This window comes from Duganella sp. Root1480D1 (genome assembly GCF_001427305.1).
Lineage (GTDB): Bacteria > Pseudomonadota > Gammaproteobacteria > Burkholderiales > Burkholderiaceae_D > Rugamonas.
In genome coordinates, this window is sequence record NZ_LMFZ01000049.1 from 144,908 (window position 1) to 171,038 (window position 26,131).

33 protein-coding genes are annotated in these 26,131 nt (G+C 59.9%); 26 read left to right on the forward strand and 7 right to left on the reverse strand.

All coding sequences use genetic code 11. The features are described from left to right. The first annotated feature begins 127 nt into the window (after positions 1 to 127). Entirely contained in the window at positions 128 to 1,552 is a 1,425-nt protein-coding gene (locus ASD58_RS28650; RefSeq protein ID WP_057265639.1) for a polysaccharide lyase family 1 protein, read from the forward strand. 308 nt (positions 1,553 to 1,860) lie between these two features. On the opposite strand, the gene ASD58_RS30945 is transcribed toward ASD58_RS28650, so the two are convergent. Further along, complete coding sequence (locus tag ASD58_RS30945; RefSeq protein WP_082565757.1) at positions 1,861 to 2,628, reverse strand: bifunctional 2-polyprenyl-6-hydroxyphenol methylase/3-demethylubiquinol 3-O-methyltransferase UbiG; 768 nt, start codon at positions 2,626 to 2,628, stop codon at positions 1,861 to 1,863. Between the two features lie 47 nt (positions 2,629 to 2,675). Here ASD58_RS30945 and ASD58_RS31740 point away from each other — a divergent pair, with 47 nt between their 5' ends. Next, positions 2,676 to 2,960, forward strand: coding sequence for a hypothetical protein (locus ASD58_RS31740; RefSeq protein ID WP_057265643.1), 285 nt, complete (start codon positions 2,676 to 2,678; stop codon positions 2,958 to 2,960). On the opposite strand, the gene ASD58_RS28665 is transcribed toward ASD58_RS31740, so the two are convergent. From ASD58_RS28665 to ASD58_RS28675, 4 genes are read right to left on the reverse strand one after another with little or no spacing between them, the layout of a single operon-like run. Further along, entirely contained in the window at positions 2,940 to 3,500 is a 561-nt protein-coding gene (locus tag ASD58_RS28665) for a DUF4337 domain-containing protein (RefSeq protein WP_057265645.1), read from the reverse strand. The two genes, ASD58_RS31740 and ASD58_RS28665, sit on opposite strands and share 21 nt — an antisense overlap. A gap of 55 nt (positions 3,501 to 3,555) precedes the next feature. Next, positions 3,556 to 4,047, reverse strand: a complete 492-nt coding sequence (locus ASD58_RS31580) for an SMI1/KNR4 family protein (protein ID WP_156401545.1) — start codon at positions 4,045 to 4,047, stop codon at positions 3,556 to 3,558. Between the two features lie 10 nt (positions 4,048 to 4,057). Further along, complete coding sequence (locus ASD58_RS28670; protein ID WP_229210145.1) at positions 4,058 to 4,576, reverse strand: DUF3592 domain-containing protein; 519 nt, start codon at positions 4,574 to 4,576, stop codon at positions 4,058 to 4,060. 4 nt (positions 4,577 to 4,580) lie between these two features. Continuing rightward, positions 4,581 to 6,896, reverse strand: coding sequence for a TonB-dependent receptor (locus ASD58_RS28675; RefSeq protein ID WP_057265649.1), 2,316 nt, complete (start codon positions 6,894 to 6,896; stop codon positions 4,581 to 4,583). Positions 6,897 to 7,126: 230 nt separating this feature from the next. On the opposite strand from ASD58_RS28675, the gene ASD58_RS28680 reads away from it, so the two are divergent. The 24 genes from ASD58_RS28680 to tatC all read left to right on the forward strand — a co-directional run bounded on the left by ASD58_RS28680 (position 7,127) and on the right by tatC (position 23,844). Further along, positions 7,127 to 7,930 (forward strand): ABC transporter ATP-binding protein, encoded by an 804-nt coding sequence (locus ASD58_RS28680; protein ID WP_057265651.1) that lies wholly within the window; start codon positions 7,127 to 7,129, stop codon positions 7,928 to 7,930. Then, a complete protein-coding gene (gene mlaE, locus ASD58_RS28685; RefSeq protein ID WP_057265653.1) occupies positions 7,927 to 8,709 on the forward strand; it encodes a lipid asymmetry maintenance ABC transporter permease subunit MlaE in 783 nt (260 codons plus the stop codon). The genes ASD58_RS28680 and mlaE overlap by 4 nt, the downstream gene beginning before the upstream one ends. 81 nt (positions 8,710 to 8,790) lie before the next feature. Then, positions 8,791 to 9,261: an outer membrane lipid asymmetry maintenance protein MlaD gene (mlaD, locus tag ASD58_RS28690; RefSeq protein ID WP_057265655.1), complete on the forward strand. Its 471-nt coding sequence runs from the start codon at positions 8,791 to 8,793 to the stop codon at positions 9,259 to 9,261. Beyond that, positions 9,258 to 10,034 carry a VacJ family lipoprotein gene (locus ASD58_RS28695; protein ID WP_057265657.1) on the forward strand — a complete coding sequence of 259 codons (777 nt, stop codon included), beginning with the start codon at positions 9,258 to 9,260 and terminating at the stop codon, positions 10,032 to 10,034. Before mlaD ends, ASD58_RS28695 begins: the two co-directional genes overlap by 4 nt. 32 nt (positions 10,035 to 10,066) lie before the next feature. After that, entirely contained in the window at positions 10,067 to 10,711 is a 645-nt protein-coding gene (locus tag ASD58_RS28700) for a phospholipid-binding protein MlaC (RefSeq protein ID WP_057265659.1), read from the forward strand. A gap of 2 nt (positions 10,712 to 10,713) precedes the next feature. Continuing rightward, entirely contained in the window at positions 10,714 to 11,010 is a 297-nt protein-coding gene (locus ASD58_RS28705; protein ID WP_057265661.1) for a lipid asymmetry maintenance protein MlaB, read from the forward strand. 198 nt (positions 11,011 to 11,208) lie between these two features. After that, complete coding sequence (locus tag ASD58_RS28710; RefSeq protein ID WP_057265663.1) at positions 11,209 to 12,114, forward strand: ABC transporter ATP-binding protein; 906 nt, start codon at positions 11,209 to 11,211, stop codon at positions 12,112 to 12,114. Beyond that, complete coding sequence (locus tag ASD58_RS28715) at positions 12,111 to 12,872, forward strand: ABC transporter permease (RefSeq protein WP_057265665.1); 762 nt, start codon at positions 12,111 to 12,113, stop codon at positions 12,870 to 12,872. The genes ASD58_RS28710 and ASD58_RS28715 overlap by 4 nt, the downstream gene beginning before the upstream one ends. Before the next feature lie 18 nt (positions 12,873 to 12,890). Continuing rightward, a complete protein-coding gene (locus ASD58_RS28720; RefSeq protein ID WP_028103535.1) occupies positions 12,891 to 13,127 on the forward strand; it encodes a BolA family protein in 237 nt (78 codons plus the stop codon). A 7-nt stretch (positions 13,128 to 13,134) separates the two neighbouring features. Beyond that, positions 13,135 to 14,385 carry a UDP-N-acetylglucosamine 1-carboxyvinyltransferase gene (gene murA, locus ASD58_RS28725; protein WP_057265667.1) on the forward strand — a complete coding sequence of 417 codons (1,251 nt, stop codon included), beginning with the start codon at positions 13,135 to 13,137 and terminating at the stop codon, positions 14,383 to 14,385. A gap of 6 nt (positions 14,386 to 14,391) precedes the next feature. Continuing rightward, on the forward strand, positions 14,392 to 15,039 hold the full coding sequence (gene hisG, locus ASD58_RS28730) for an ATP phosphoribosyltransferase (protein WP_057265669.1): 648 nt from the start codon (positions 14,392 to 14,394) through the stop codon (positions 15,037 to 15,039). Then, a complete protein-coding gene (gene hisD, locus ASD58_RS28735; protein WP_057265671.1) occupies positions 15,036 to 16,340 on the forward strand; it encodes a histidinol dehydrogenase in 1,305 nt (434 codons plus the stop codon). The genes hisG and hisD overlap by 4 nt, the downstream gene beginning before the upstream one ends. A gap of 47 nt (positions 16,341 to 16,387) precedes the next feature. Next, positions 16,388 to 17,209: a site-specific DNA-methyltransferase gene (locus ASD58_RS28740; RefSeq protein ID WP_229210141.1), complete on the forward strand. Its 822-nt coding sequence runs from the start codon at positions 16,388 to 16,390 to the stop codon at positions 17,207 to 17,209. 5 nt (positions 17,210 to 17,214) lie between these two features. Beyond that, complete coding sequence (hisC, locus tag ASD58_RS28745) at positions 17,215 to 18,315, forward strand: histidinol-phosphate transaminase (RefSeq protein WP_057265856.1); 1,101 nt, start codon at positions 17,215 to 17,217, stop codon at positions 18,313 to 18,315. A gap of 21 nt (positions 18,316 to 18,336) precedes the next feature. Then, on the forward strand, positions 18,337 to 18,927 hold the full coding sequence (gene hisB, locus ASD58_RS28750) for an imidazoleglycerol-phosphate dehydratase HisB (RefSeq protein ID WP_057265675.1): 591 nt from the start codon (positions 18,337 to 18,339) through the stop codon (positions 18,925 to 18,927). A 20-nt stretch (positions 18,928 to 18,947) separates the two neighbouring features. Then, positions 18,948 to 19,589 carry an imidazole glycerol phosphate synthase subunit HisH gene (gene hisH, locus ASD58_RS28755; RefSeq protein ID WP_082565758.1) on the forward strand — a complete coding sequence of 214 codons (642 nt, stop codon included), beginning with the start codon at positions 18,948 to 18,950 and terminating at the stop codon, positions 19,587 to 19,589. Between the two features lie 16 nt (positions 19,590 to 19,605). Then, on the forward strand, positions 19,606 to 20,370 hold the full coding sequence (hisA, locus tag ASD58_RS28760) for a 1-(5-phosphoribosyl)-5-[(5-phosphoribosylamino)methylideneamino]imidazole-4-carboxamide isomerase (protein ID WP_057265677.1): 765 nt from the start codon (positions 19,606 to 19,608) through the stop codon (positions 20,368 to 20,370). A gap of 5 nt (positions 20,371 to 20,375) precedes the next feature. Next, complete coding sequence (gene hisF, locus ASD58_RS28765; protein WP_057265680.1) at positions 20,376 to 21,137, forward strand: imidazole glycerol phosphate synthase subunit HisF; 762 nt, start codon at positions 20,376 to 20,378, stop codon at positions 21,135 to 21,137. Positions 21,138 to 21,154: 17 nt separating this feature from the next. Next, the gene (hisI, locus tag ASD58_RS28770; RefSeq protein ID WP_055938965.1) at positions 21,155 to 21,580 is read left to right on the forward strand and encodes a phosphoribosyl-AMP cyclohydrolase; all 426 of its coding nucleotides are present in this window, start codon (positions 21,155 to 21,157) and stop codon (positions 21,578 to 21,580) included. After that, on the forward strand, positions 21,577 to 21,906 hold the full coding sequence (locus tag ASD58_RS28775) for a phosphoribosyl-ATP diphosphatase (RefSeq protein ID WP_057265682.1): 330 nt from the start codon (positions 21,577 to 21,579) through the stop codon (positions 21,904 to 21,906). The genes hisI and ASD58_RS28775 overlap by 4 nt, the downstream gene beginning before the upstream one ends. A 2-nt stretch (positions 21,907 to 21,908) precedes the next feature. Beyond that, positions 21,909 to 22,283, forward strand: a complete 375-nt coding sequence (locus ASD58_RS28780; RefSeq protein WP_057265684.1) for a histidine triad nucleotide-binding protein — start codon at positions 21,909 to 21,911, stop codon at positions 22,281 to 22,283. 73 nt (positions 22,284 to 22,356) lie between these two features. Then, complete coding sequence (gene tatA / locus ASD58_RS28785) at positions 22,357 to 22,581, forward strand: Sec-independent protein translocase subunit TatA (protein ID WP_057265686.1); 225 nt, start codon at positions 22,357 to 22,359, stop codon at positions 22,579 to 22,581. Positions 22,582 to 22,587: 6 nt separating this feature from the next. Then, on the forward strand, positions 22,588 to 23,085 hold the full coding sequence (tatB, locus tag ASD58_RS28790) for a Sec-independent protein translocase protein TatB (protein WP_057265688.1): 498 nt from the start codon (positions 22,588 to 22,590) through the stop codon (positions 23,083 to 23,085). Then, positions 23,086 to 23,844: a twin-arginine translocase subunit TatC gene (tatC, locus tag ASD58_RS28795; RefSeq protein ID WP_057265690.1), complete on the forward strand. Its 759-nt coding sequence runs from the start codon at positions 23,086 to 23,088 to the stop codon at positions 23,842 to 23,844. Here the strand turns inward: tatC and ASD58_RS28800 are convergent. Together ASD58_RS28800 and ASD58_RS28805 are read right to left on the reverse strand one after the other, a co-directional pair. Continuing rightward, positions 23,841 to 24,143, reverse strand: coding sequence for a hypothetical protein (locus ASD58_RS28800; protein ID WP_057265692.1), 303 nt, complete (start codon positions 24,141 to 24,143; stop codon positions 23,841 to 23,843). The genes tatC and ASD58_RS28800 overlap by 4 nt on opposite strands. Before the next feature lie 71 nt (positions 24,144 to 24,214). Then, positions 24,215 to 26,128, reverse strand: coding sequence for a DUF885 domain-containing protein (locus tag ASD58_RS28805; RefSeq protein WP_057265694.1), 1,914 nt, complete (start codon positions 26,126 to 26,128; stop codon positions 24,215 to 24,217). Positions 26,129 to 26,131: the final 3 nt, after the last annotated feature.

The window sequence follows — 26,131 nt, forward strand, 5'->3', positions numbered from 1 at the left end:
GTTACCTATAAGAAATATTTTTGCGTAAATTCCTGTAATGTTATAGGATGTCTGACGACATGCGTTATTTGAACAATATTGTCCAGCATGTCACTTCCCCTAAACAATTTTTGGAGATATCTTGGCTATGAAGAAAAGCTTCATTTGCGGCGCCCTGATGTTGATCTATTCCGCTGGCTCATTTGCGGCAGATTGGCCCGGTGGCTATTCCAAGTGTGCCGACCAGGGCGGCACCTGCAAAGTTGGTAGCAGCGGCCGCTCGGTGTCGTATGGCATCAAAGACAAATGGGTCCTCAAGACCTTGTCGGGCGATATCAAGTGCGACACCAGCACGTTTGGCAGCGACCCTTATCCTGGCGTGGCCAAGAAGTGCGCAGTCGGAGCGCTGGGCACCGACCCAACACCGACCCCGACACCCACCCCAACCCCAACGCCAACCCCGGCGCCATCCGCCAACGCCACCAAGGAAGCTGCGCCTTCCACCGGTTGGGCTGGGCAAGGCGGCGGCACCACCGGCGGCGCAGCAGCCCCAGCTTCGGCGATCTACCTGGTCAACACCGGTTCGCAACTCGTCGCCGCGCTCAAGGCACAAGGCGACAATCCGAAGATCATCAAGCTGCAGGGCACCATCAATATGGCCGCATCCGACAATGGCGGTCCATTCAAGAGCGCTACCGATGAAGGCTTGCGCCTGCAAATCAAACCGGGCAGCAACACCACCCTGATCGGCGTGGGCAGCGATGCCCGCCTGGTTAACGGCAATATCGTGCTGAGCGGCGTTCAGAATGTCATCGTGCGCAACCTGACCATCCAGAACCCATGCTCGCTCTACCCGGTCTGGGACCCTAACGATGGCAGCAGCGGCAACTGGAATTCGGAATACGATGGCATTACCATCTCCGGCTCCCGCAACGTGTGGGTCGACCACAACGTCTTCACTGATGGCTCGATCACGGACGACAAGCTGCCAATTGAAAACGGCAAGACCAAGCAATGCCATGACGGCGCGCTGGATGTGAAGAACGGCTCGGACTACGTGACCGTATCGAACAACCGCTTCGAATTGCACCAGAAAAACAACCTGATTGGCTCGTCGGACAGCCGCACCTCCGATGAGGGCCACCTGACCGTTACCTTCAACAATAACCACTTCCTGAACGTGGCGGAACGCGGTCCTCGCGTGCGGTTCGGCAAGGTGCACCTGTATAACAATTATTTTGAAGGCTCGCGTTCGCATCCTGTCTACCCGAACCACTACAGCATTGGCGTCGCCTACAAGGCAAAGATCATCTCGCAAAACAACGCATTTGATATTGCCGGCGCTTCGAGCTGCCCGAATGTCGTGACCAACCCTGGCTCGTCCAGCAAGACCGGCGCGATTACTGATGCTGGCTCGCTGCTGAACGGTGCAGCGCTCGATGTAGCAGGCAAGTGCAACTTCAGCAACCAGGTCGGCTGGAGCGTGCCGTACTCGGTGACGCCGCTGAACGCGTCGGCGGTGAAGGCATCTGTATTGAGTAACGCAGGCACCGGCAAGATCACGGTGAACTGATCTTCGTACACGTCAAGCGCACAGCCCAGTGCGCTTGACGCTTTTCCGCATGAGCGTAAACTGGTTTCACGCATTCTCATGCGAGGCAGCCATGAACGGCGATCCAACCCGCAAGCCAAATGGTGACGTTGAAAACCGAGTATCTCGGCTCGAGGCTGAACATCAATCGGTGTTGCTAAATCAATTTCGCGAGGATACGCGCGAGAATTTCCGTGAATTCCGAGAGGAGACGAGAGGGAATTTTCGTGATGTTCGAGCGGAAATTCGGGGCGTTCGTGTGGAAATTCGTGTCCTTACAGGCATGCTATTTACGGTCGTGCTTGGAGTAGTCGCGATCCTGGCCAAAGTCTATGGCGCTTAGTGCTTCCAATGTGACCGATGAAGAGATGATCGCGGCAATGGGATTCGGCACAGTTACACTGATTATTAATGTATTCAGCGGGTATGAATCTCTCATTGGCGAAGGCTAGCCAAGTCCATGTAACACCAGCTTTCTGGTTGATTTGCTGTGCCGAGGCGGTTTGAGTTTCAAGCATCTTCTTGAGGCCATATGAAATCGCGAGGTCAATCGTTTCGTCAGCGGACACTTCAAATACTCGACGATTCGCTGGGGACGGGCCATGACGGATCGACATTATGAGGATAGCGCCATTTTTCAGTAACCGCGCTATGTTGGACATAGCGACTATCCGGTCATCTGGCGTGAGGTGATGCCAGACAGCGGCAACCAGCACCAGGTCGAAGGATTCCAAACATCGTGCGACTTTTACCAAGTCCGGAAGGCTATCGTCAATCCAATCGATTTGAAGCGGGAAGTGTCGCTGGATACCTGCGTTGCGAAATTCAGTGACAGGTTCAATGGCCATCACCTTGTGCCCTCGTGCCGCGAGCCAAACTGAATCGCTACCTGTGCCAGCTCCTATATCAAGAACCGAACTCGGTGCCGTAGGCATCAGATGCGAGACAGCTCGATATTTGTCCTCAAACGAAATGCTGTCGTATCGAGGAATCAGCCAAGTGGCATCTTCAGCGTAGCCTTCGGTACCTGGTGCCGCTCTTACTTGTTGGGAACTCATTTTCCTAGCAAAGTCAGGGACTGTACTTGATAAGTACTCCCTTCTAAGTGACGAAAACCATCTGCGACTTCGCGAAGGTCCTGGAATTTGATGACAATTGCGATATTGTCTCCAGCCTTCGCTCCAGCTCGACGGAATCCACTTGGCTCGAGGCTGATGACAGTGACAGGAAGTTCACCTCGCGGGGAGCGCAGGAGAAGCGTATCGCCGGTGCGTACCTCGCCTTGCGCAACCCTCCCGGTAAATACGATGTTACGGTCACGGATTGGGAGGAGGTCAACCACCTTAAACTCAAACATTCGTCCAGCACTTCAGGAAAGCAGCGCGACTAGCGCCGTTGGATGGAAGTGCCAGCCGAACAAGCCGCACAAGCCCATGAACACGCCAAACGTCGTCGGCACCATGGATAGCGTGAACAGCCAGTGCTGCTTGGTCAGCGCCGTGATGGCCAGCAGGGCGATTGCGATCGCCAGCATGGCATCGGACAGGTCGAACTGATCGTCCTTGAAATTCAAGGCATCATAGGTTTTGTCATCCTCTTTGGCCTGGGCCTTCAGCTCTTCCTTCTTGCGCTTCTGGTCCGCTGCAAGTTTGGTGTAACTGGCGATGGCCTCGTCGTAGGCAGCCTGCTCGCTTACCGGCCGCCCGGCCTTGGCCAGCTTGAGCTGCAGGATGGTCGAGTTGGCAACTTCTTCGCGGATATTGCGGGCCTGGTAGAACGACCAGTGATCTACCTTGTTGGCCTGTGACTGCTGCATGGCCTGGTTGATGTTGTCGTCCTTCACCTTGCAGATGCCCATGAAGGTGGCGAGGATTGCCACTACCACGGCTACACGCATACTGAGCGGATTGTCGTCGTCTTTGTCGTCCATGATCTAACGCTATGTTTTGGAATATGGACGAATTGTAATATTAGCGCTCGGCGGTTTAGCAAGAATAGCCATCCGAGCTGGATGGCTCGTCGTGATCTTCCGGGTAAGCGCAGACAGCTGAAAACAATTCCTCGACCGAATTCGCGATGACTTCGACGCTTTCAATTCCGGCGATGGGGTCGACCATTACGACAAGTGGCGATGCCGAAGCCCGATAGTCGAGCGCCAGCCGTTCGAGACCCCCATTCCCGCTGAAGAAGAACAGTCCGGGAAATTCAGTGCATTCGAAATCCCTCGTTAAAGATACGATGGCTTCTTCAACACGGTCCAGGATAAAAGTGCCAGGTGGCAGGTCCAGGTGACCGCTTTCGCCGCCGTTGGAATATGCCCATAACGCAAGTAGACCGGAAGGAATTGGGAATGGACATTCCCGACAGAGTTTATCGATCAGCGCTTGCGGAGCGGAGCTATTTCGCAGCCAATTATTGGTCAAATTTTCTGGCAGGTGCCAACATCGTTCAAGACTCAATTTCGGAATTGACATCATTGTAGTTGTGTCAAACCCGAAATATGCGGTAGACGATGCGCCAGGCATAAAGTCCACCGGCCGTGAACAGAAGGCCGAACACAAGTTCCAGGATCGAGTCGTCCCAGCGTATCGAGCGGTCGTAGACGGAGAATTCAGGGTTGTTTGGGTCCACCCACAAATTCACGGGTCGCCCAAACGTCCGAGCCTTGTTCAGCTTTGCATATAAGGCGTGTTGGTAGCCGCCTTTGTTGTCCGCTGTGAGGCTGAAGTTAAGGCGGTTGCCATGGTAGGTGCTGCCTTGGAATTCGTAACTGAATTCACCTCTCGCTCGGTACGCGGTGCCGGTCTTCTTGCTAGACCATTCGTCGAGCACAATCGACTCGACTCGCGCCGGCACTGGCACATAACTGTTGGCCGTCCAGCTGTCGTGCAACTGCATGTACAAGGGGCGGAGACAAGCCCAAACCCCGCCCCAAGTGAACACAAGCGCAAATGCAAGCGCGAACAGCAGCACGACAAGGCGTGCACCGAAATCCGATGCTTTCATCAACTTAGAACTTCGCTGCAACGCTCATGCCGATACTGCGCGGTGCCAATCGATAGCCCTGCACGATCGAGGCGACCTGCGGGTGCTGGATTACCTTGTCTTCGTCGAAGGCGTTCTTCACGAAGGCGGTCAACTGGTAGCGGTCTAGCGAGATGCCGGCGCTGAAGTTGGCGGTGTGGTAGCCCGGGCGCTGGTAGTCGGTCTGTTCGGGGTTGAGCGAGCCTTTGCTGGGGCCGACCCATTGCACGCCGCCCATCACGAAGGCGCTGCGGCCGCCGGCGGTCGAGAAGTTGTATTGCGCGGTGACGGTGCCATTGTACTTCGGTACCCCCTGTACTTGCGCGCCTTTGACTGCGCCGACTACCCCGTTGGCGATGCCGTCATCGTTCGACAGCTCGGCCTTCACATAGCCGCCGGCGGCGCTCAGGGTCAGGCCCGCCATCGGCTTGGCCTTGACGTCGAATTCGAAGCCCTTGCTGGTGGCGTTGCCGGCGTTGGCATTGTACGAATAGGCGCAGGTTGGCAGGTAGACGCCTTGCTGGATGTTCTTCCATTTCACGTAGAACACGTCGGCGTTGACGGCAATGCGGCCTTGCATGAAGCGCGATTTGCTGCCGACTTCATAGCTCCACAGGCTGTCGGAGGCGTAGGTCGGCGGACCGGCCGTGAGGCCGTTTTCTTCGAGATCGGGGCCGCAGGTGGTGGGCGGCACGAACACATTGGAGCCGCCGAGGCGGAAGCCTTTGGCAACCGAGCCATACACCGTATGGTCGGGCGAAGCTTCCCAGGTGAGCGCGTATTTCGGCGTGAAGGCATGCGATGACAGGTTGGTGGTGCTGTTATTGCCCGCGCCGGCCAGGTAAAGGCTATTGCGCTGCGCCAGTGCGGACTTGCCCTTCAGGTAGCGTGCGCCGATGGTGGCGTGCAACGCCGGCGAGAAGTAGTAATTCACTTCGCCGAAGATCGAGTGCTGTTTTTCGCGGTAGTGGAATTCACCGGCGAAGGAATTATCGTTCGGGAAGGCGCCTGGATAGGAATCCGGCAGCAAGTCCGGATCGGCGCTGGAGAAGCCGAACCTGGTGAAAGTGTCGTTGACGCCGAAGATCGGATCGTTCTCGTTCAGGTTGGTGTGCTGGTTGGAGAAGTAGTAGCCCGCCAGCCAGGTCACAGGCGAGCCGCCCGCCTCGTAAGGCTTGGAGGCCAGGCGGAATTCCTGCGAAATCTGGCGCACCGCGTTGTTCAGGTAGACCGCCGAGGGCAGGCCGGCGATCGCTTCGATCAACTCCGGCGGCGCCTTGCCGCCATCGTCGGTCGAGGTCAGGAAGGTCGACAGCGAATAGCTGTTGTAGGCGGAGCCGTTCTGCGTGCGGTCGAACTTGCGCTGGAAGTAGCTGGTGCTGGAGGTCAGGTCGGCCCCGCCCAGGTCCCAGTTGACGGCCAGGTTCGGCGTCAGCAGCTTGTCGATGGAAGGCTCGCGCACCTGCTTTTGCGCCTGGTATGGCGGGCGGTCCAGGTTGAAGGCAGCAATATCCTTGGCATCCACCCGCTGGTAGTAGACCGATGGCGTGATGGTCAGGTCGCGCGTCGGCGCCCACTTGAGTGCTACGCGCAACTCCTGGTCATTGATCTTGTTGATATCGCTGGCCAGCACTTTGCCGTCGCCATCCATCTGGTCGATGAAGCCGCCGGAGCGCTGGGCCTGGGCGCCGATACGCAGCGCAAGTTCATTGGCAACCAGCGGGAAGTTGCCGACCACATTGGTGGAATAGCCTGGGCTGCCGCCCTTGGTGGAAGAGGCTTCGGCATACGCGCTGATTTCACGTTCTTTCAGGTCCGGCTCGTTCGGCACGAACTTGATGGTGCCGCCCATCGAACTGGCGCCGTACAGCGTGGCTTGCGGGCCGCGCAGCACTTCGACCCGGTCGATGTCGAAAAACTTCGGTTCCACCGTGCCCATGGTGTACAGGTTACCTACGGTGAGCGACACGTCGCCGAGGTAGATGCCCACGGTCGCCTGGCCGGCTGCGGAGCTGATGCCGCGGATCTCGATATTGGAAGTGCCGGGACCGGCGCCGCCGTTGCCGGTGGCTGCGGTGAAGGAAATATTCGGCACGGCGCGCGTCAGGTCGGTGAAATCGTCCACCTGCTGCGAAAGCAGGGATGAACCGCTGATGGCGGAAATACTCATCGCCACCTTGTTCGGATCTTCCTTGCGCTTTTGCGCGGTCACGGTGACGACTTCGATCTTGTCGCTTTCCGCCAGGGCCTGGACTGAAATAGCTGCCAGGGAGCAAGCAAGGACCGTCCGACGAATTTTCATGCCTTTTTTCCTATGAATGAGCCAAAGTTATTAAAATAGCAGGAATTTGCTGCCTTGCAGCAGTGAACAGCCAGTCAACAGGCGTTTCTAATTGTAAATTGCTGACTTTGCGGTTATTAGTGTTGTAAAATTTGCCTCTTTAGCTGTGCCACCTGGGCCGCTTCGGGGCTGCAAGCAGAGAGACGCGTTTCTGAATTACAATGTGGCCTCAAGAACAAAGAGCGACATCAGTGTCAAATTTAGTCGAAATCCGTGACTTACACTTCAGCTATGGGAAGCGGGCTATCCTGTCCGGCCTTCATATGGACTTCCCGCGCGGGAAGGTGGTGGCTGTCATGGGCGGTTCCGGCAGTGGCAAGACCACGGTCCTGCGCCTGATCGGCGGCCAGATCCGCCCGCAAAAAGGCACTGTCAATGTGGAAGGCCAGGTCGTTCACCAGTTGAAGACCAGGGACTTGTACGTGCTGCGCCGCAAAATGGGCATGCTGTTCCAGCACGGTGCACTGTTCACCGACCTGACCGTGTACGAAAACGTGGCCTTCCCGCTGCGCGAACATACCGACTTGCCGGAAGAACTGATCCGCGACCTGGTGCTGATGAAACTGCATTCGGTCGGCTTGCGCAACGCCGCCAAGCTGAAGCCGGGTGAAATTTCCGGCGGCATGGCGCGCCGCGTGGCGCTGGCGCGCTCGATCGCGCTGGACCCGCAACTGATCATGTATGACGAGCCGTTTGCCGGCCTGGATCCGATCTCGATGGGCGTGACCGCCAACCTGATCCGCAACCTGAACGATGCGCTCGGTTCGACCACGATCCTGGTGTCGCACGACGTCAAAGAGTCGTTCATGATCGCTGACTATGTGTATTTCCTGTCGCAGGGCAAGATCGTTGCCCACGGCACACCGGCGGACATGATGGTTTCGACTGATCCTTACGTGAAGCAATTCGTGCATGCCGAATCGGATGGCCCCGTGCCATTCCACTATCCTGGCAAATCGCTGGCCGACGACCTGGGCCTGGGAGCACGCAAATGATGCGCCGTTTCCTGCTGAGCGTGGGTGGTGGCGCGCGCGACTATGTGGAAAGCATCGGCCTTTCCTTCCGTACCATGTTCGTCATGCTGGGCCTGTCGCCCGGCCTGCTGCGCCGCCCGCGTCTGCTGGTCGAACAGTTGCACGTGATCGGTAACTATTCGTTGCTGATCATCATCCTGTCCGGCCTGTTCGTCGGCATGGTGCTGGGGCTGCAGGGTTACTACACCCTTAATAAATACGGCGCATCCGAGTCGCTGGGCTTGCTGGTGGCGCTGGGCCTGACCCGCGAACTGGGCCCGGTGATCACCGCCCTGCTGTTCGCCGGCCGCGCCGGTACTTCGCTGACCGCGGAGATCGGCCTGATGAAGGCGGGCGAACAGCTGTCCGCCATGGAAATGATGGCAGTGAACCCGATCCAGCGCGTGCTGGCGCCGCGTTTCTGGGCTGGCGTGATTTCGGTGCCGCTGCTGACCGCGATGTTCAGCGCTGTGGGTATCCTCGGTGGCTACCTGATCGGCGTGGAGCTGATCGGTGTCGACGAAGGCGCGTTCTGGTCGCAGATGCAGGGCGGCGTGGACGTATGGAAAGACGTATTCAATGGATTCGTGAAAAGTGTGGTGTTCGGCGTAGCCATCACTTATATCGCGCTGTACCAGGGTTATGAAGCCCAGCCTACCCCGGAAGACGTTTCCGGTGCGACGACGCGCACGGTGGTCATCTCTTCCCTGATGATCTGGTGGCTCGACTTCATGCTGACGGCGCTGATGTTCAGTAAATGAAAACCGGGGTCAGGTCCTGACATACGACACGCGCAGCGTGTTGTATGTCAGGACCTGACACCGCTGATTATAGGATTTGATATGCAACGTAAATCTCTCGACGTTTGGGTTGGCCTGTTTATCGTGATGGGCGCGGCTGCGCTCATGTTCCTGGCCCTCAAGGCCGGCAACCTTGGCTCGATGGCCTTTGGCAAGACCTACCAGGTAACTGCGCGCTTCGACAATATCGGCTCGCTGCGTCCACAAGCTGCCGTCAAGGCCTCTGGCGTGGTGGTGGGCCGCGTTGCCTCGATCGGCTTTGACGACAAGGTCTACAAGGCCGTTGTCACGCTGGACATGGAAGAGGGCTTCAAATTCCCGAAAGACAGCTCGGCCAAGATCCTGACCGCCGGCCTGCTGGGCGAACAGTACATCGGCATCGAAGCCGGTGGCGACGACAAGAACCTGGTGGCTGGCGACAAGATCGCCCGTACCCAGTCCGCAACCGTGCTGGAAGACTTGATCAACCAATTTATCTATAGCAAGGCAGCAGAAGGAAAGGACGCCCAATGAGCAAATTCCGTACACTTGCCCTGAGCCTGGCCGTGGTGGGCACGCTGAGCGGCTGCGCCGGTCCGAACCCACGCGACCCGTTCGAAGGTTATAACCGCGCCGTTTTCAACTTCAACGACAAGGTCGACGAATACGCGCTGAAACCAACTGCCACCGCCTATAAGAACGTCACCCCGGGTTTCTTCCAGACCGGCGTGAGCAACTTCTTCGGCAACCTGGCCGACGTCTGGACCGCTGCCAATAATCTGCTGCAAGGCAAGGTTGGCGATGGCATGTCGGACTTGATGCGCGTAGCAATGAACTCGACTTTCGGCCTGCTGGGCGTGCTCGACATTGCATCCGAAGCAGGTTTGCAAAAACATAAAGAAGATTTCGGCCAGACCCTGGGCTCCTGGGGCGTGCCATCCGGCCCTTACCTGATGTTGCCGCTGCTGGGCCCGTCGACCGTGCGTGACACGGCGGCCTTGCCGGTGGATATCACCGCCGACCCATGGCAATACAAAGATCCTGTCAACGTGCGCAACACCGGCACCGTTCTTCGTGTTGTGGATCAGCGTGCAGCTCTGCTGGACGCCTCCACGCTGCTTGAAGATGCCGCCCTCGACCGCTACGAGTTCATCCGTGACGGTTGGATGCAGCGCCGTAACAGCCAGGTTTACGATGGTGAAGACGGTCCGCAGGACAAGCAGAAGAAGCCTGACGAGGAGGACGAGGCGCCAAAACAGCCTCAGGCTATAATGCCGGAACCGGCTGAAACCAAACCCAGCCTGTGATCCGGAACACAACCCTACATAGGTAAAGAACAATGAAACTGATCAAACAACTGATCGCGGTAGCAACGGTAGCCCTGGCCACCAGCGCAATTGCCGCCCCTGCTCCTGCCAACGAAGCGCCGGACGTGCTGGTCAAGCGCATCAGCTCCGAAGTGCTGGAAACCGCCAAGGCCGACAAGGACATCCAGGCCGGCAACCAGAAGAAAGTCATGGACCTGGTGGAAACCAAGATCCTGCCTTACGTCGACTTCCAGCGCATGACCTCGCTGGCCGCCGGCCGCTACTGGCGTGAAGCTACCCCGGAGCAGCAAAAGCAGCTGGCTGCCGAATTCCGTACCCTGCTGATCTTCACCTACTCGGGCGCCCTGTCCCAGGTGAAAGACCAGACCGTCGATTTCAAGCCTATGCGTTCGTCCCCGGGCGACACTGAAGTGGAAGTGCGTTCCCAGGTCAATCAGCAGCGCGGCGAGCCTGTGCAACTGAACTACCGCGTCGCCAAGACCGATGCCGGCTGGAAGATCTATGACATCAACGTGCTGGGCGCCTGGCTGGTAGAAGCCTACAAGGGCACCTTCGCTTCGGAAATCTCGAAGGGCGGCGTCGATGGCCTGATCAAGACCCTGTCCGAGAAGAACAAGAAACTGGCTTCCAAGCCGCTGAAGACCGCAGGTAAATAAAAATGCCTGACACCACTGTTTCCAACCAACTGTCGCTGAAGACGCTGACCGTGGCCAATGCCACGGAAGCGCTGGCACAGGGCCTGGCTGCGCTGCGCGCCGGCCAGACCGTGTTCGACCTGGGCCAGGTGGAAACCGTGGACTCCGCTGCCGTGTCAGTCATGCTGGCATGGCAGCGCGCTGCCGTTCAACACGGCATCAAGCTGGAACTGCGCAACCTGCCAGGACAGCTCCAGAGCTTGACCAAGCTCTACGGCGTGTGCACGCTCGTGTCGCCCGCCGACCTGCATCATCATTGACCCCCGCCTCCCCCTCCGCCGCTAAATTAGCGGTATCAGGGGCTAGCAGGCTCCGCCTGTCAGCACCTGGCACCGCTAAGTAAATACGGGTCCAGCGAGCCCGAACCGAATTTCCCATATAATTGACCGTCTACCGCGCCTGTTGAGCGCGCGCCTTTGCAACGGTCATCGTTGTCCCAGTTATCTATACAAGTAAGCATGACAGCAATCGAAATCAGCAACGTCCAGAAGCGCTATAAGGCGCTGCAGGCGCTTGGCGGCGTGTCACTGAAAATCGAAGAGGGCGAGTTCTTTGGCTTGCTCGGTCCGAACGGCGCGGGCAAGACCACTTTGATCTCCATCATTGCCGGCCTGATTCGCGCCGACGCCGGCGGGGTCAAGATTCACGGCCATGACGTGGTGTCGGATTTCCGCGCCGCGCGCAAGAAGCTGGGGGTGGTGCCGCAGGAACTGGTGTTTGATCCTTTCTTCACCGTGCGCGAAACCCTGCGCCTGCAGTCCGGCTACTTCGGCCTCGGAAACAACGACAAGTGGATCGACGAGGTGATGGAAGAGCTGGGCCTGGCCAACAAGGCCGACACCAATATGCGCGCCCTGTCCGGCGGCATGAAGCGCCGCGTGCTGGTGGCGCAGGCGCTGGTACACAAACCGCCGGTCATCGTGCTGGATGAGCCGACCGCCGGCGTCGACGTCGAGTTGCGCCAGACCCTGTGGAAATTCATTTCGCGCCTGAACCGCGAAGGCCACACCATCGTGCTGACCACGCATTACCTGGAAGAAGCGCAAGCCATGTGCAAGCGCGTCGCCATGCTCAAGCTGGGCAAAGTGGTGGCGCTGGATACCATGTCGCAGCTGATCCGCCGCATCTCCGGCTCGCAACTGGTGCTGCACCTGCCGCACAACTCCCTGCCGGAAGAGCTGCAGCCGCTGCTGAACCATCCTCCGGAAGACAACAAGTACAGCCTGCGCATCAACGATTACGCGGAAGTGGAATGCATCCTCGCGCGCCTGCGCCAGGGCGGCATCAGCATCGACGAGATGCAGCTGCAGCAGGCCGACCTTGAAGACATCTTCCTGCAAATCATGGACGAGAACATCGTATGATCACCACCGGCTTCCGCACCCTGGTCTATAAAGAGACGCTGCGCTTCTACAAGGTCGCCACGCAGACGATTGCCGCGCCGATCCTGACCGCCATGCTGTACCTGCTGATCTTCGGCCATGTGCTGTCGGGCCGCGTCGAGGTGTATCCGGGCGTGACCTACACCGCCTTCCTGATCCCGGGCCTGGTGATGATGAGCGTGCTGCAGAATTCCTTCGCCAACTCGTCTTCTTCGCTGATCCAGTCCAAGATCACCGGCAACCTGGTGTTCGTGCTGTTGACACCCCTGTCGCACTGGGAGATCTTCTCCGCTTACGTGCTGGCTTCGATGGTGCGCGGCATTACCGTGGGCTTTGGCGTGTTCGCCATCACCGCCTGGTTCGCGCACCTGAGCTTCACCGCGCCGCTGTGGATCCTGGTGTTCGCACTGCTCGGCGCAGCCATCCTCGGCACCATGGGCCTGATCGCCGGCATCTGGGCCGAGAAGTTCGACCAGCTGGCAGCCTTCCAGAATTTCCTGATCGTGCCGCTGACCTTCCTGGCTGGCGTGTTCTATTCGATCCATTCGCTGCCGCCTTTCTGGCTGGCCGTATCGCACGCCAATCCGTTCTTCTACATGATCGACGGCTTCCGCTACGGCTTCTTTGGGCAGTCCGACGTGAACCCATGGGTCAGCGTCGCCATCGTCTCCGCTTTCCTGGTGGGGCTGGCGCTGCTCGCTATCAAACTCCTGCGCAGCGGCTATCGCTTGCGCCACTGATTTATTGAGGAATTCAACGTGACCACAACTCCAGAAGCAATCCACAGCTACATCGCTGCCGGCCTTGAATGCACCCACTTGCAAGTTGAGGGCGACGGCCAGCACTTCCAGGCCGTGATCGTGTCGCCTGCCTTCGCCGGCAAGCGCCCGATCCAGCGCCACCAGCTGGTGTATGCCGCGCTGGGCGACCGCATGCGCGAAGAGATCCATGCGCTGTCGATGAAAACCCTGACCCCAGAAGAATTCCAAGGATAAGAACAATATGGACAAACTGCTTATCACCGGCGGCAAACGCCTGGTCGGCGACATCAAGATTTCCGGCGCCAAGAACGCTGCCCTGCCTATCCTGTGCGCGGGCCTGCTGACCGCGGGCGACCTGGAACTGACCAATGTGCCGCTGTTGCACGACGTGGCGACCATGCTCAAGCTGCTGCGTCAGACCGGTCTGTCGGTCGAGCAGGACGGCGAGAAGGTCACGCTGAACGGCTCGAAGATCGACAAGTACGAAGCGCCGTATGAGCTGGTGAAAACCATGCGCGCTTCGATCCTGGTGCTGGGCCCATTGCTGGCGCGCTTCGGCGAAGCCAAGGTCTCGCTGCCGGGCGGCTGCGCGATCGGTTCGCGTCCTGTCGACCAGCACATCAAAGGCCTGCAGGCATTGGGCGCCGAGATCAGCATCGACGGCGGCTACATCTACGCCAAGTGCAAGAAGCTCAAGGGCACCCGCATCGTCACCGACATGATCACCGTGACCGGCACCGAGAACCTGCTGATGGCGGCCACCCTGGCCGAAGGCGAGACCATCCTGGAAAACGCCGCGCGCGAACCGGAAGTGACAGACCTGGCCAACCTGCTGGTGGCGATGGGCGCCAAGATCGAAGGCATCGGCACCGACCGCCTGGTGATCCAGGGCGTGCCGGAACTGCACGGCGCCAGGCATGAAGTAATTTCCGACCGTATCGAAGCGGCGACCTTCCTGTGCGCAGTTGCTGCCACCGGTGGCGATATCACCATCCGCAACACCCGCACCGACATCTTCGACGTGGCGCTGGATAAGCTGCGTGAAATGGGCGTGCAACTGACCGTGGGCGACAAATGGATCCGCGCGCAGATGGATCAGCGCCCGAACCCGGTCACCTTCCGCACTACCGAATACCCGGGCTTCCCGACCGATATGCAGGCGCAGTTCATGGCCGTGAACCTGATCGCCAACGGCTCCAGCCGCGTGACCGAAACGATTTTCGAGAACCGTTTCATGCACGTGCAGGAAATGAACCGCCTGGGCTCGAAGATTTCCATCGATGGCAATACCGCCTACATCGACGGCGTCGAGCAGCTGATCGGCGCGCCGGTGATGGCGACCGACCTGCGCGCATCGGCGTCGCTGGTGATCGCCGGCCTTGCAGCCAAGGGCGAAACCCTGGTGGACCGGATCTACCACCTGGACCGTGGCTATGACCGCATGGAAGACAAGCTGTCCGCCGTTGGCGCCAATATCACCCGTATCAAATAAATCGTTATGGAACTTATCCTCGCCCTGTCGAAAGGCCGGATCTTTGAAGACACGATGCCGCTGCTGGAAGCCGCAGGCATCAAAGTCCTCGAAAATCCGGAAACCTCCCGCAAGCTGATCCTGCCTACCTCGGACCCTGGCATTCGCGTACTGATCGTGCGCGCATCCGACGTGCCGACCTATGTGCAGCATGGCGCGGCGGACTTCGGGGTGGCGGGTAAGGACGTTCTGCTGGAACACGGCGGGGAAGGCCTGTACCAGCCGGTGGACCTGCATATCGCCAAGTGCCGCATGTCGGTGGCGACGCGTGCCGGGTTCGATTACGAGACCGCGGTGCGCCAGGGTGCGCGCCTGCGCGTAGCGACCAAGTTCACCACGATCGCGCGCGAGCACTTCGGCAAGAAGGGCGTGCACGTCGACCTGATCAAACTGTATGGCTCGATGGAGCTGGCGCCGCTGGTTGGCCTGTCCGACGCGATCGTCGACGTGGTCTCCACCGGCAGCACGCTGCGCGCCAACAACCTAGTGGAAGTGGAAGAGATCATGGACATCTCTTCGCGCCTGGTCGTGAACCAGGCTGCGATGAAGCTGAAGCGCACCCGCCTGCAACCGATTATCGAAGCCTTTGAACGCGCCTCGCTGGCGAAAGCATGAATATGATCCGCAAGCTCGACTCCACCCAGGACGACTTCCAGGAAACGCTCGACGCGTTGCTGGCCTTTGAAGCTGAAACCGACGATGCCATCGAAAGCGTGGTAGCGAAGATCATCGCCGACGTGCGCGCACGTGGCGACGAAGCCGTGCTGGAATACACCAACCGCTTCGACCGCACCAAAGCCGCGTCGATGGCCGATTTCGACATTGGCCAGGCCGAAATGGAGGTAGCCCTGGCAGCGCTGCCAGCTGCGCAACGCAGCGCGCTGCAAACCGCTGCCGACCGCATCCGCGCCTTCCACGAGCGCCAGAAGCAGGAACTGCAAGGCTTCACCTATACCGAAGCCGACGGCACTATCCTCGGCCAACGCATTACGCCGCTGGACCGCGTGGGTATCTACGTCCCTGGCGGCAAAGCTGCCTACCCATCGTCGGTGCTGATGAACGCCGTGCCGGCCAAAGTCGCCGGCGTGCAGGAAATCATCATGGTCGTGCCAACCCCGGACGGCGTGAAGAACCAGATGGTGCTGGCTGCGGCTGCGATTGCCGGCGTGACGCGCGTGATCGGCATCGGCGGCGCGCAAGCCGTGGCGGCGCTGGCGCACGGCACGGAAACCATCCAGCCGGTCGACAAGATCGTCGGCCCGGGCAATGCCTACGTCGCATCGGCCAAACGCCGCGTGTTTGGCACCGTCGGCATCGACATGATTGCCGGCCCGTCCGAGATCCTGGTGATCTGCGACGGCACCACCGACCCCGACTGGGTGGCGATGGACCTGTTCTCACAGGCCGAGCACGACGAGCTGGCGCAAGCCATCCTGCTGTGCCCTGACGCCGGCTATATCGCGCAAGTCGAAGCGAGCATCGCCAAGCTGCTGCCGGCCATGCCGCGCAAGGCCGTCATCGAAACCTCGCTGCGCGACCGCGGCGCGCTGGTGAAAGTGCGTGATATGGCGGAAGCCTGCGCCATCGCCAACAGCATCGCTGCCGAACACCTGGAAATTTCGGCCGAGAACCCGCAGCAGTGGGCCGACCAGATCCGCCACGCCGGCGCCATGTTCCTGGGCCGCTTCTCGTCCGAATCGCTGGGCGACTATTGCTGCGGCCCGAACCACGTGCTGCCGACTTCGCGCACCGCGCGCTTCTCGTCGCCGCTGGGGGTGTACGACTTCCAGAAGCGCTCTTCGGTGATCCATGTCAGCGAAGTCGGCGCTCAGACGCTGGGCAAGATCGCGGCCGAACTGGCTTACGGCGAAGGCTTGCAAGCCCACGCCCGCAGCGCGGAGTTGCGCTTGAAATGACGCATTCATCCCATCCTTGGAAAAACCAGGTCTTCCAAGAGGACGCGATGGCCGGACTGGCCCGCGTCCCGGATGGTTCCGTCGACCTGATCCTGACCGATCCGCCCTATAACCTGGGCAAGGATTACGGCAACACTTCCGACCAGCAGTCGATGGAAGACTACCTGGCGTGGACCGAAGCTTGGATCGACGCGGCACTGCCGAAACTGAAGCCGAACGGCAGCCTGTACATCTTCCTGACCTGGCGCTACTCGCCGGAGATTTTCGTCATGCTGAAAAAGCGCATGACGATGATGAATGAAATTATCTGGGACCGCCGCGTGCCTTCCATGGGCGGCAGTACCCGCAGCTTTTCGTCGGTGCACGACACGATTGGTTTTTTCGTGCGCCGCAAGGATTACTACTTCGACCTCGACGCCGTGCGTATCCCGTATGACGCCGAAACCAAGAAAGCCCGTTCACGCTCGATCTTCGTCGGCGCGAAATGGCTGGAAGTGGGCTACAACCCCAAGGACCTGTGGAGCGTATCGCGCTTGCACCGGGAGCATGCGGAACGGGTCGATCACCCGACGCAAAAGCCGCTGGAAATTATCGAGCGCATGGTCAAGGCCAGTTGCCCGCCGGATGGCGTGGTGATGGACCTGTTCATGGGCAGCGGGACGACCGCTGTTGCCGCGCGTCGCTGCGGGCGTGATTTTGTCGGCTTTGAGTTGAATCCGGAGTATTGCGACATAGCTCGGAGGCGCCTCGAGGCGCTAGCCGAAACCGGTAAACCGGTGTCGGACCCGCAGGGTCAGACACCTCCGCCACGCAGAGGGCGCAGGGCCAAATCGGCGCCCTTGCCCAGCGAGGCTTTAGAACAGGAGTAATGCAGATGTCCCTCGACAGCCTTATCGCCAATACGATCCGCCAGGATGTGCGTTCCGACCACATCTACCATGTGCCGGATGCCAGCGGATTTATCAAGCTGGATGCGATGGAGAATCCATATGTGCTGCCGAGCCACCTGCATCATGAACTGGCGAACCGTATCGCCAGCGTCGCGCTGAACCGCTATCCGGTCGCCAGCTACGACACCATCAAGCAACGCATCCGGACCAAGCTGGGTGTACCGCAAGGCTATGACGTCATGCTGGGCAATGGCTCCGACGAGCTGATTGCCATCATGGCGCAAGCCTGCGCTTTGCAGCCGGCGGAAGGCCGCCGCGTCGTGATGATGGCGCCCGCGCCGTCTTTCGTGATGTTCCAGCGTTCGGCCATGGTGGCGGGCATGGACTTCGTCGGCGTACCGCTGAAGGCCGACCTGACGCTGGACCTGGCGGCCATGCTGGCAGCCATCGAACAGCACCAGCCTGCGCTGGTGTTCCTGGCCTACCCGAACAACCCGACCGGCAACCTGTTTGCTGCCGGCGATATCGAACAAGTCATCAATGCGTTGGGCGACAAGGGCCTGTGCGTGGTCGATGAAGCATATGAGCCATTTGCGCAACAAAGCTTCATGGGCCGCCTGCCTGAATTCCCCAACCTGATCGTCATGCGTACACTGTCGAAACTTGGCCTGGCGGGCATCCGCCTTGGCTATATGTCGTGCGCGCCAGCCCTGCTGGAACAATTCGACAAGATCCGCCCACCCTACAACGTCAACGTCCTGACCCAGGCCGCCGCCGAATTCTGCCTCGACCACCTCGAGGTGCTGAATGGGCAGGCCGCCCTGTTGCGCCAACAGCGCAGCGAGCTGTCGGCGGCACTGGCGGAATTGCCGGGTGTCAACGTTTTCCCCTCGGCGGCAAACTTTATCCTCATTCGCGTACCGAACTCCGACCAGGTTCATGCCAAACTGCTGGAGCGCAAGGTATTGATCAAAAATGTGGGTAGAATGCACAATGTACTGGCCAACTGCCTGCGCATCACGGTCAGCACGCCCGAGGAAAACGCAATCATGCTGGACGGCCTGAAAGCCGCCCTGGCGTCCTGAAGCGAAACTCAAGAGCTTTTCATGAACCGCACCGCAGAAATCACTCGCAACACCAGCGAGACCCAGGTCCGCGTTGCCATCAACCTCGATGGCACCGGCGCCCAAAAGCTGAACACGGGCGTGCCTTTCCTCGACCATATGCTGGACCAGATCGCCCGCCACGGGCTGATCGACCTCGATATCGAAGCCACCGGCGACACCCACATCGACAACCACCACACGGTGGAAGACGTGGGCATTACGCTGGGCATGGCGATCGCCAAGGCAATTGGCGACAAGAAGGGCATCCGCCGCTACGGTCATGCCTATGTGCCGCTGGATGAAGCGCTGTCGCGCGTCGTCATCGACTTTTCCGGTCGCCCGGGCATCGAATACCACATCCCGTTCACCCGCGCGATGATCGGCGCGTTCGACGTCGACCTGACGCTGGAATTTTTCCGCGGCTTCGTCAACCATGCCGGCGTCACGCTGCACATCGACAACTTGCGCGGCACCAATGCACACCACCAGTGCGAAACGGTGTTCAAGGCTTTCGGCCGCGCCCTGCGCATGGCCAGCGAACTTGACCCGCGCGCTGCTGGCGCCATCCCGTCCACCAAAGGAAGCCTGTAACGACACACCGGCTGACTGACATGAAAAAAATCGTAGTAGTCGATTACGGCATGGGCAACCTGCGCTCCGTTGCGCAGGCATTGCGTGCGGTCGCGCCCGAAGCCGACGTAATGATTTCCGGCGATCCCGCCGCCATCGATGCCGCCGACCGCATCGTACTGCCCGGCCAGGGCGCCATGCGCGACTGCATGGGCAGTCTGCGTGAGTCGGGCGTGCAGGAAGCGCTGATGCGCGCTGCCGCGTCCAAGCCCATGATGGGCGTGTGCGTGGGCGAGCAGATGCTGTTCGACGCCAGCGAAGAAAACGGCAACACGCCGGGCCTGGGCCTGTTGCCAGGCAAGGTAGTGCGCTTCCAGCTCGAAGGCCAGGTGCAGGAAGACGGCTCGCGCTTCAAAGTGCCGCAGATGGGCTGGAACCAGGTGCGCCAGCGCGTGCCGCATGCCATGTGGGACGGCATTCCGGACAATGCCTGGTTCTACTTCGTGCACAGCTACTTTGCGCAGCCGGAGATCGATGCGCAGAACGTCGGCGAGACCGTGTACGGTCAGCCGTTCTGCTGCGCGGTAGCCCGCGACAATATTTTTGCCACACAGTTCCACCCTGAAAAGAGTGCCGCCACCGGCCTGCAACTGTACAAAAATTTCATCCACTGGAATCCTTAACCTCAAGAACAACATCATGCTGCTCATTCCTGCTATCGACCTCAAGGACGGTCACTGCGTTCGCCTGAAACAAGGCGATATGGAACTTGCAACCGTCTTCTCCGACGACCCGGGCAAGATGGCCCGCCACTGGTTGGATCAGGGCGCGCGCCGCCTGCACCTGGTGGACCTGAATGGCGCCTTCGCCGGCAAGCCAAAGAACGAAGGCGCGGTGAAGTCCATCCTCAAAGCCGTGCAAGACTATGCGGAAGAATTCGACCTGCCTGAAATCCCGGTGCAACTGGGCGGCGGCGTGCGTGACCTCGACACCATCGAACGCTACCTCGACGACGGCATCAGCTACATCATCATCGGCACCGCCGCCGTGAAGAGCCCGGGCTTCCTGCAGGATGCCTGCGGCGCCTTCCCTGGCCACATCATCGTGGGCCTGGATGCCAAGGACGGCAAGGTGGCGACCGATGGCTGGAGCAAGCTGTCCGGCCACGAAGTGATCGACCTGGCGCAGAAGTTCGAAGGCTACGGCGTTGAATCGATCATCTACACCGACATCGGCCGCGACGGCATGATGGGCGGCGTGAACATCGAAGCCACCGTGCGCCTGGCGCAGGCAGTGCGCATCCCGATCATCGCCTCCGGCGGCCTGCATAACATCAGCGATGTGGAAGCCCTGTGCAAAGTGCAGGACGAAGGCATCGAAGGCGTGATCTGCGGCCGTTCGATCTATGAAGGCACGCTGGACCTGGCTTCGGCGCAGGAACGTGCCGACGAACTTTCAGAGTAAAGAATATGCTGGCTAAACGCATCATCCCCTGCCTTGACGTGACCGATGGCCGCGTCGTGAAAGGGGTCAACTTCACCGAGCTGCGCGACGCTGGCGACCCGGTGGAAATCGCACGCCGCTACGACGAGCAGGGCGCGGACGAACTGACCTTCCTCGACATCACTGCGTCGAGCGACAACCGCGACCTGATCCTGCACATCATCGAAGCCGTGGCATCGCAAGTCTTCATCCCGCTGACGGTGGGCGGTGGCGTGCGCAAGGTGGAAGACGTGCGCCGCCTGCTGAACGCCGGCGCCGACAAGGTGAGCATGAACACCTCCGCCGTGACCAACCCGCAACTGGTGTACGAAGCTTCGCAGAAGCACGGCAGCCAATGCATCGTGGTGGCGATCGACGCCAAGAACGTGGCGCCTGGGCGCTGGGAAGTGTTCACGCACGGCGGCCGCAACGCCACCGGCCTCGATGCAGTCGAGTGGGCACGCAAGATGGCGGAGCTGGGCGCGGGCGAACTGCTGTTGACCAGCATGGACCGCGACGGCACCAAGTCCGGCTTCGACCTGGGCCTGACGCGCGCGGTGAGCGATGCGGTCAACATCCCGGTGATCGCTTCCGGCGGCGTGGGCGGCCTGCAGGACCTGGCCGACGGCGTCAAGCTGGGCCATGCCGATGCAGTGCTGGCAGCCAGCATCTTCCACTACGGCCAGCACACCGTACAGGAAGCCAAGCAATTCATGGCGGCGCAGGGCATTCCCATGCGCCTTTCTTAAACTTCGGGGAACACACAATGGCTACCGCAATTGCAGCTAATGTCGCCAAAGCCAAATGGCTGAACAAGGTGAAGTGGGACGAGCATGGCCTGGTGCCTGTCATCGCCCAGGAAGCCGGCAGCAACGACGTGCTGATGTTCGCCTGGATGAACCGCGATGCGCTCTACAAAACCGTGGAGCTGGGCGAGGCCGTCTACTGGAGCCGCTCGCGCAAGAAGCTATGGCATAAGGGCGAAGAGTCCGGCCACGTGCAGAAAGTGCTGGAAATCCGCCTCGATTGCGACGAAGACGTGGTGCTGCTGAAGATCGAACAGGAAGGTTCGATCGCCTGCCACACCGGCCGCCACTCCTGCTTCTTCAACAAGTTCGAAAATGGCGATTGGCAGAACACCGAACCGGTGCTGAAAGACCCCGAAGAGATTTACGCGGAAGTGAAAAAATGAGCAATGTACTGGACCGCGTGGCGGCCACCATCGAATCGCGCAAGGGCGGCGACCCGTCGTCCTCCTACGTGGCCAAGCTGTTTTCCAAGGGCGACGACGCGATCCTGAAAAAGATCGGCGAGGAAGCCACCGAGACCGTGATGGCGGCGAAAGACGCCCGCGTCAGCGGCGATGCATCGAAAGTGCTGTACGAATGCGCCGACCTGTGGTTCCATTCGCTGGTGCTGCTGGCGCAATTCGATTTGTCGCCGCAGCAGGTACTTGATGAGCTGGCGCGCCGTGAAGGTTTGTCCGGCCTCGAAGAAAAAGCATCCCGTAAGGAATAAAAGTGGAAAATTGCCTGTTCTGCAAGATTGCAGCAAAACAGATCCCGTCGAACGTGGTGCACGAAGACGACGACTTGATGGTGTTTAAGGACATCCACCCGGCCGCACCGGTACACTTGCTGATCATCCCGAAACTGCACCTGTCGACCTTGTCTGACTGCAAGCCGGAGCACACCGCCCTGCTGGGCAAGATGCTGGCGCTGGTGCCGCAACTGGCTGAGCAGCATGACATCGCCGTCACTTACGAGGCGGATGGCACCCCGACCCGCGGCTACAAGACCCTGATCAACAGTGGTCCGGATGGCGGCCAGGAGGTGTATCACCTGCATATGCACCTGTACGGCGGCCCGCGTCCATGGCGCGGCATGCGGACTTGAGCTTATGACAGGCACATGACGGGGTGCGCTTCGCGTATACTGTCCAAACTAACGTTTTTTTAGGGGTTTTGTAATGGGTTCCTTTAGCATTTGGCACTGGCTGATTGTCCTCGTCATCGTGATGCTGGTGTTCGGCACCAAGAAACTGGGCAATATCGGCTCCGACCTGGGCAAGGCCGTCAAGGGCTTCAAGGATGGCGTCAAGGGCGCGGATGAAGACAAGCCTGCACCTCCACCAGCTCAGGTGACCGACAAAGGCACGATCGAGGTCGAAGCCAAGGAAAAGACCAAGCAGTAATCAGCAATGATCGACCTCGGTCTTACCAAAATCGCCGTCATCGGGGTAGTGGCCCTGGTCGTCATCGGTCCGGAAAAGCTGCCCAAGGTGGCGCGCATGGCCGGGACGCTGTACGGCCGCGCCCAGCGCTACCTGAACGACGTCAAATCCGAAGTCTCGCGCGAGATGGAGCTGGATGAGCTGAAGAACCTGCGCAAGCAGGCCGAGGAAGCTGCCAGCACCTTCAAGGACGAGATGGAAAATTCCATCGGCAAGGATATGGCGGAGGTGGAGGCGGCGCTGCGCGACCAGCCAACGACCACCCCGGCGCTGGACCTGTACACCCCGACCAGCGAAGACATGGCGCGCAAGGCCAAGGACTTCCGCCGCAAACGCGTGGTGCGCAGCTCGGCCGTGCCGCTGTGGTACAAGCAGCAGGCAGGCGTCCGCACCCACGTCATCTCCGGCGCGGCGCGCATGAAGCGCCACCGCCCCGGCAGCCGCAAGAACGCATCGTTTTTCTAAATGAGTCAACAAGAACCCGTCGAAGAGACCTTCATCAGCCATCTGGTTGAGCTGCGCGACCGCCTGGTCAAGGCCAGCATCTGCATCGCGGTGATGACGGCCCTGATTGGCTTCGGCATCGGCCCATCCAGGATCTATGACCTGATCGCCGCGCCGATGATCGCCGCCATGCCGGTGGGCTCGAAGATGATCGCCACCAGCGTGATCTCGCCCTTCCTGGTGCCGATGAAGGTGACGCTGCTGTTCGGCTTCATCCTGTCGCTGCCGTGGGTGCTGTACCAGATGTGGGCCTTCGTGGCGCCCGGCTTGTACCAGCATGAAAAGCGCCTGGTGGCGCCGCTGGTGATTGCCTCGTCCACGCTGTTCATGGCGGGCGTGGCGTTCTGTTATTTCCTGGTGTTCGGCAAGGTGTTCGCCTTCATCAACCAGGTGTCGCCGACCTCGATTGCGGTGATGCCGGATATCGAGAACTACCTCGACTTCGTCATGTCGATGTGTCTGGCCTTCGGCTGCGCGTTTGAAGTACCGGTGGTGGTGGTAGTGCTGGTACGTATGGGGCTGGTGTCGGTCGCCAAGCTGCGCGAGTGGCGCGGTTACGTGATCGTGGCCGCTTTCGTGATCGCCGCCATCGTGACCCCGCCTGATATCGTCAGCCAGTTCTCGCTGGCCGTTCCGATGTGGCTGTTGTTTGAGATTGGCGTGATCCTGTCGCCGATGTTCGTCAAAGCCACCACGGCGCCAGAAGAAAAAGCGGACTAAAGGAAGACTTTGGTCATGGTGATGGCCTGCATCACCGTCAGCACGCCAAGCCAGTAGTAGATCGGCCTGAGCTTGGCGCTGAGCCGCTCATCTATCAGAGCAATCATCTTTGCTTCGTGCTCCGCAAACATCGCGTGCAGTTCAGCTCGCTGAATGGCCAGGTCGGAGTCGTTTGCCACCGGCTGGCTCATCGCAAGTTTCAAGGCCTCCGCGTGTGCTTCAGCCTGCTCATGCGGGATACCTGCATCGGTTAGCGTCTTGATGTATTGCGCTGTATCAAACTGGATCGGCATGGTCATGGCCACTCCCTCATTCATCGTAGCAGAATCGCCCCGCGGCGCGCGCGGGGCATGGGAGCAGCCTAAACCGATTACTGCATCAGCTCTTTGATCACGCGCACAGGCGCGCTGCCGTAGCTCAGGAAGTCTTCATTGAACTCTTTCAGCGAGAACTTGCTGCCCAGGGCGGCGCGGCGCTGTTCGCGCAGTTCCATGATTTCGGAGAAGCCGGAGAAATAGCTGGTGAGCTGCACGGAGGTGAGCTGCGCGCGACGCCATTTCTCTTTCGCTTCGGCGGCAGTCTGGAAGGCCTGGCGGGTCAGCAGGTCGATCGCCTCCTCTTCCGTCATGCCCTTCACGTGCACGCTGTAATCGAGGATGGTGTTGGTCACGCTGCGCAGGTTCCACTTCGAGTACATCAGCCACATCTCGGGATCGTTGTTGCCGTAGCCCGATTCCAGCATCATGCGCTCACTGTACACCGCCCAGCCTTCCACCATGGCGCCGTTGCCGAAGATCGACTTCACGATCGACGGCGACTTGTTGGCGTATACCAGTTGCGCATAGTGGCCGGGGATCGCTTCGTGCATGTTCAGGATCTGCAGGATCCAGTGGTTGTACTCGCGCAGGGTGGATTCGGCCTGCTCCGGCGTGGCGTCGTCCAGCGGAGTCACGTTGTAGTAAGTGCGGTCCTGCGGACGGTACGGGCCCGGGGCTTCGATGCTGGCGCCGGCCACGCCGCGCTGGTAGGCAGGGGTTTCTCGCACCACCAGCGGCCTGTTCGGGTCCAGCGTCAGCAGATCGTTCTTCACCACCCAATCCTGCAGCACAGGAATCTGGCGGCGGATCTCCGGGAAGAATTCTTCGCGAGTTACATGGTTGGACGACAGCTTGTCGATCATCATGCCGATCTTGGCGAAGCGGTCGGACGGCTTGGCTTTGTCGGCCAGGTACTTCGGCCACAGGTCGTCCGAAATGCGGTCCATGTTCGACAGCAGTTGTTCGCGGGCCGCCAGCGCTTTCTGGTAAGTCTGTTCGGCATTGCTGCCGGACTGGATGTCGTAGCCGAACTTCGCTTCGTATAGCTCTTTGCCGATGCGGAAGGAACGCGCTCCGCTGATGGCCAGCGACTTGTCCAGTTCACCGAGCCAGGCGGCATAAGCCTCCACGGCTACCTTGGCAGCCGCGATGCGCTGCGAGTACAGGTTCTTTTCATTGGCGTTCAGGATCGAGTCCTGCGCCTGCTTGTCAAGGTCCGACAGCACGGCCAGCACGCCAGGTGCCTGGTCGATGGCCAGCTTCACGTGCTCGCGCGTCGGGTTCTTGATATTGTTGCGCGCCGCTTCGTAATACGCCGGCACGGAGGCGATACGGCGCAGCAGGGTGCGCAGGCGTTGCGGCCGCGCGGCGTATTCGGTGTTCAGCACGAAGTCGATCGGGCTGGCGATATTGTAGATGGCCGGATTCCATTCCCATTCGCGGAAGGTGGTCAGGTACCAGCGGTCCGAGTTCAGCTTGTTCTGCAGCAGGCCAAGGTCGCTGCGCTGTTTCGGCGAAAGCTGCCTGGCGTCGATCTTGCCGAATTTTTCCAGCCATTCGTCGATGAAGGCGAGCTGCTGGTCGCGGTAAGCCTGGTCGGGAACGGTCAGTTGCGCGGCGGTGTCGTATTTGCCGACCGAAATGGCGGTTTCGGGATCAATGCGCCACAGCGCGCCGAGGAACTGATTGGCCTGGCCGTCGAATGCCTTGTCCTGGCGGCGTTCGGCAGGCAGCGGCTTGCTGGCCGCCGCTGCTTTGCCCTTATCCGCCTTGGATTTCCCGGCGGCCTTGCCACCCTTGGTGGATTTGGACGACGATTTGCTCGTCTTGCCCTTGCTGCTGCTGGACTTCTTGCTGACGGCCGTTTTGGCCGGAGTATTGGACTTCTTGGCCTTCGTCGCAGCGTCGGCTGGCGACAAGGCCAGGCCCAACATCATCGCGGCGAGGGCGATTTTGGTTTTCATCATATT

Coding starts and splice junctions, on each gene's coding strand:
- hisA (WP_057265677.1), top strand. CDS start 19,606: ATGCTGCTCATTCCTGCTATCGACCTCAAGGACGGTCACTGCGTTCGC.
- hisH (WP_082565758.1), top strand. CDS start 18,948: ATGAAAAAAATCGTAGTAGTCGATTACGGCATGGGCAACCTGCGCTCC.
- ASD58_RS28670 (WP_229210145.1), bottom strand. CDS start 4,576: ATGAAAGCATCGGATTTCGGTGCACGCCTTGTCGTGCTGCTGTTCGCG.
- mlaD (WP_057265655.1), top strand. CDS start 8,791: ATGCAACGTAAATCTCTCGACGTTTGGGTTGGCCTGTTTATCGTGATG.
- mlaE (WP_057265653.1), top strand. CDS start 7,927: ATGATGCGCCGTTTCCTGCTGAGCGTGGGTGGTGGCGCGCGCGACTAT.
- hisC (WP_057265856.1), top strand. CDS start 17,215: ATGTCCCTCGACAGCCTTATCGCCAATACGATCCGCCAGGATGTGCGT.
- ASD58_RS28775 (WP_057265682.1), top strand. CDS start 21,577: ATGAGCAATGTACTGGACCGCGTGGCGGCCACCATCGAATCGCGCAAG.
- tatA (WP_057265686.1), top strand. CDS start 22,357: ATGGGTTCCTTTAGCATTTGGCACTGGCTGATTGTCCTCGTCATCGTG.
- ASD58_RS31580 (WP_156401545.1), bottom strand. CDS start 4,047: ATGATGTCAATTCCGAAATTGAGTCTTGAACGATGTTGGCACCTGCCA.
- ASD58_RS28740 (WP_229210141.1), top strand. CDS start 16,388: ATGGCCGGACTGGCCCGCGTCCCGGATGGTTCCGTCGACCTGATCCTG.
- ASD58_RS28800 (WP_057265692.1), bottom strand. CDS start 24,143: ATGACCATGCCGATCCAGTTTGATACAGCGCAATACATCAAGACGCTA.
- hisF (WP_057265680.1), top strand. CDS start 20,376: ATGCTGGCTAAACGCATCATCCCCTGCCTTGACGTGACCGATGGCCGC.
- hisD (WP_057265671.1), top strand. CDS start 15,036: ATGAATATGATCCGCAAGCTCGACTCCACCCAGGACGACTTCCAGGAA.
- ASD58_RS28675 (WP_057265649.1), bottom strand. CDS start 6,896: ATGAAAATTCGTCGGACGGTCCTTGCTTGCTCCCTGGCAGCTATTTCA.
- hisB (WP_057265675.1), top strand. CDS start 18,337: ATGAACCGCACCGCAGAAATCACTCGCAACACCAGCGAGACCCAGGTC.
- ASD58_RS28695 (WP_057265657.1), top strand. CDS start 9,258: ATGAGCAAATTCCGTACACTTGCCCTGAGCCTGGCCGTGGTGGGCACG.
- ASD58_RS28650 (WP_057265639.1), top strand. CDS start 128: ATGAAGAAAAGCTTCATTTGCGGCGCCCTGATGTTGATCTATTCCGCT.
- ASD58_RS28710 (WP_057265663.1), top strand. CDS start 11,209: ATGACAGCAATCGAAATCAGCAACGTCCAGAAGCGCTATAAGGCGCTG.
- hisG (WP_057265669.1), top strand. CDS start 14,392: ATGGAACTTATCCTCGCCCTGTCGAAAGGCCGGATCTTTGAAGACACG.
- tatB (WP_057265688.1), top strand. CDS start 22,588: ATGATCGACCTCGGTCTTACCAAAATCGCCGTCATCGGGGTAGTGGCC.
- murA (WP_057265667.1), top strand. CDS start 13,135: ATGGACAAACTGCTTATCACCGGCGGCAAACGCCTGGTCGGCGACATC.
- ASD58_RS28700 (WP_057265659.1), top strand. CDS start 10,067: ATGAAACTGATCAAACAACTGATCGCGGTAGCAACGGTAGCCCTGGCC.
- hisI (WP_055938965.1), top strand. CDS start 21,155: ATGGCTACCGCAATTGCAGCTAATGTCGCCAAAGCCAAATGGCTGAAC.
- ASD58_RS30945 (WP_082565757.1), bottom strand. CDS start 2,628: ATGAGTTCCCAACAAGTAAGAGCGGCACCAGGTACCGAAGGCTACGCT.
- tatC (WP_057265690.1), top strand. CDS start 23,086: ATGAGTCAACAAGAACCCGTCGAAGAGACCTTCATCAGCCATCTGGTT.
- ASD58_RS28805 (WP_057265694.1), bottom strand. CDS start 26,128: ATGATGAAAACCAAAATCGCCCTCGCCGCGATGATGTTGGGCCTGGCC.
- ASD58_RS28665 (WP_057265645.1), bottom strand. CDS start 3,500: ATGGACGACAAAGACGACGACAATCCGCTCAGTATGCGTGTAGCCGTG.
- ASD58_RS28705 (WP_057265661.1), top strand. CDS start 10,714: ATGCCTGACACCACTGTTTCCAACCAACTGTCGCTGAAGACGCTGACC.
- ASD58_RS28715 (WP_057265665.1), top strand. CDS start 12,111: ATGATCACCACCGGCTTCCGCACCCTGGTCTATAAAGAGACGCTGCGC.